The following is a 3237-nucleotide window of genomic DNA, read 5'->3' on the forward strand; positions in this document are numbered from 1 at the left end:
CATAGCTACTTCTCCTGTTTGCAGATATAGGCAAAGCCTAAACTGCTGGGTGAAGCAGCCGGTACATCCCATTAGTGGCCCTCATCGTGCAAATCGGAGAGCACTATCGGCTATCGCGTTGGCCTCTATTCCAATTTCACGGAGTTGGCCGGTCGGCGATGCTCGATAACTGCAAAAGTACATACCGTCTCGCCCGCTATTGGCACCACTAAGCTTGGGTGCGCCACCCTGCGTAAGTAAATCGCTGCAATCCGGGAGAAGATTTCGAAGGTCGGATCGAAACCCTGTTGCGAGTATCACCGCATCAAATTTATCGTGAGAACCATCCTCGAATACAACTGTCTGATCTTCGAAAGATTGAATGTTACCTCGTACCTCTATGACCCCGGCTTTAATCATATCCACCGTGCCAATATCAATTAGAGGAACCCTACCATCGGTTCTGATCTTTTCGAGGAGTCCGATTGACGATGCCATAAGTCCAAGGGCGTTCAAGTTGCCAAAATAAAACCGTTGAACAGTGCGATTGACCAGATCGGCAAGCCAGATCGGCAGTTTTGTTTCCAAGATCGAAAGCGTGAGAATTGGAATTCCCATGACCTCTTTTGGAATGATGTTGATGGGGCTTCGAACGGATAGCGCGACCTTTATATTCTTCTCTGCTAGATCAAGAGCGATTTCCCCACCTGAGTTGCCCAATCCAACGACAAGCACACGCAATCCATCGAAGCGATTGGGGTTTGTGTATTCGGAAGAGTGCAAAATTTTTCCGATGTAGTTTTCTTGGCCTGGCCATGAGGGACGGTTGGGATATGATGCAATGCCGGTCGCCAAGACGACGATGTCGGCTGAATATGTGCCTCGATCAGATTGAACCTCCCATTTCTCGGCACGCCTGATAACAGATACCTCGGCACCATATTCAGGATCCAGACCGTGATGTTCCGCATAAGCTTCGAGATATTCAACAACTTGATCACGTGACGGGTATCTCGGAAATCCACGTGGCATGTGGTATCCGGGCAAATTGGAATGCGACTTGTCGGTGTGCAGATGGAGGCGATCGTAGTGATGCCGCCATGATGACGCCAGCTGAGTTTCGCGCTCCAGAATGGTTACATCGATGGATCGCTTTCGGAACATAGCTGCGCAAGCGAGCCCAGCGGGTCCTGACCCGACAACAATTGCCTTGTTTGCCATCGCTTCCCTCTCGATATCTGGGTCAATACTATTTGGTTCGTGTGGCCATAACAAATTGAACTCCGCATGAGACCCTAAGGGCCGCAAAAGATCATTGGTTCACGGCTTTGGATCTATTTGTCGTCGCTCGGCTTGGATGAGATGGATGAAGATCGCCTCCGATGGCTCCGAGCGTCAAGCGCGCCACCGCTTGCTGGACCGAGAAAGGGTTGAATTAACATCCGGTCGAGCCAGAGGTCGCGGCGCGTGCGAAACTGCACGATACCGATCTCCATACCCTTGTGCCCCTTCGCAGGTTGCGCGACGTAAGTTCCCAATAGCCGGTCCCACCACGGCAAATTGAAGCCGAAATTCGAGTTGGTTTCGCGTGGATCAATGGAATGGTGCACTCGGTGCATGTCCGGGGTGACGATGATCCATCTCAGGAAACGATCAACTGGGCGCGGAAGATCAATGTTGGCGTGATTGAAAAGCGCGGTCGCGTTCAGGATGACCTCGAACAAGAGCACGGCGACAGCGGGGGGACCCAAAGCTGCAACGACCGCCAGTTTGATCCCCATCGAGATAAGGATTTCTACTGGGTGGAACCGCAGGCCTGTGGTCGCGTCGAAATCAAGATCGGCGTGATGCATCCGGTGCAGTCGCCAAAGCCCCGGCACTGCGTGTAACATCACATGCTGAAGATAGATCGCAAGATCGAGAAGCAGCATTGAGACCGCTATCGCAACCCAAACCGGCGCATTTATGTTGTTGAAGAGTCCCCATCCGCGGTCCTCGGCCATCACCGCAAGCCCAACTGCGAGGATCGGAAAGGTCAGCCGCAGGATTGCGGTGTCGAGCACAACGAGCGCAAGATTATTTGTCCAACGCACAACGCGCGGAATATCCCGTCTGCGCCGGGGTGCTGCAACTTCCCATAGCGCCATGACCGCCAGAATGCCCAGAAAGGCCACAAGGCGGATGGTCGGCTCAGCTGCAAGGATGGTGTCGGACATGGAGCGTGTCTTTACGGGTTGTCGGTCGCGGCGGGTCTGCCATCATTTCTCAGTGACGACTGTTCCTTTGTAAAATAGCAGAAATTCACGTGAAATCATCTGAGGCAGCTTTATCCACATCCAACTGCCTACCAACAACTGCTGCCGTTCATTGAGCAGGTTTGACAGATGCTCCCTTGTCTGAGACGCTCCCAACATTCGCAGAGGAGATTCTAACAATGGACCAGCATACTTTCTGATCCCGCCGCGCGCTGACCTTAATTGGCAGAATGCGCATTGAAACGCTCCTGCGGAGGACTCTGACAATGGACATACGGCGCTAGCCCGTCGTGGGCGTTCGCAGTCGAGCATCTGCGCGACTTCAGCTTCCTTTTGTCATGAGGTGCATCATGCCCTTCAAACCACCAAAATCCACCTTCGGGCGGACCCTTCCCGCTGTGGAGGACACACCGAAATCCGCTAAGTTAGTGAAGGCCAAAGCCAAGCCGCAGCGCGATCTGCGTGTGAAGACACCACCGCGTGCGGCCAAAAGGATGAACATGCCCGGAAAAGCGGGCAGTCGTTAGAGACTGGTGCGGGGCGTGTTGTATGCCCCGCGCTTCTAATCAGGATGGTCCAAAGGCGCCCCATACACTCCACGCTTCGCCGAACACCCGCACGAACTGGTTTTCTGACATAGTCATCCCTCTATGGAACGACCTTTGACTTGTTTGGCGAGGTCGCTTGCTTTGCGACGGCATTGCTCGCAAGAACTTCGCAGGACCCGGGGCCTCGAAGGTGATCCGCACCAGACATCAGACCAGCGGCAATCGAACCCAGATATCCAAGCGACAGAAATGTAACCGCCACCCATACCCGCTTCGACCGGGACTGCAGACCGATCAGCATGGCGAGGGCTAGGCCCAAACCGATCTCGAAGATCAGGAAATACTGGCCGTAGTGGCGTGGATCCCAATAGGACACCGGGCTTTGTCGCAAACTTTGGTCGACATGTTGCACCTTCGCGCGGCTTGATCCAACTGGTGGTTGGTCTGCTGCAATG

General features: G+C 53.8%; 3 protein-coding genes. All 3 read right to left on the reverse strand.

Features of this window, described 5'->3' with window-relative positions; all coding sequences use genetic code 11:
- Window positions 1-81: 81 nt before the first annotated feature.
- Window positions 82-1200, reverse strand: a complete 1119-nt coding sequence (locus tag AC2FEB_RS23260; RefSeq protein WP_496677599.1) for a flavin-containing monooxygenase — start codon at window positions 1198-1200, stop codon at window positions 82-84.
- A 113-nt stretch (window positions 1201-1313) separates the two neighbouring features.
- Window positions 1314-2195, reverse strand: a complete 882-nt coding sequence (locus tag AC2FEB_RS23265; RefSeq protein ID WP_496677600.1) for a sterol desaturase family protein — start codon at window positions 2193-2195, stop codon at window positions 1314-1316.
- 687 nt (window positions 2196-2882) lie between these two features.
- A partial coding sequence (locus AC2FEB_RS23270) for a hypothetical protein (protein WP_496884419.1) occupies window positions 2883-3237 on the reverse strand: 355 nt, incomplete at its 5' end.

It is taken from the genome of Ruegeria sp. YTSC106 (genome assembly GCF_059609765.1).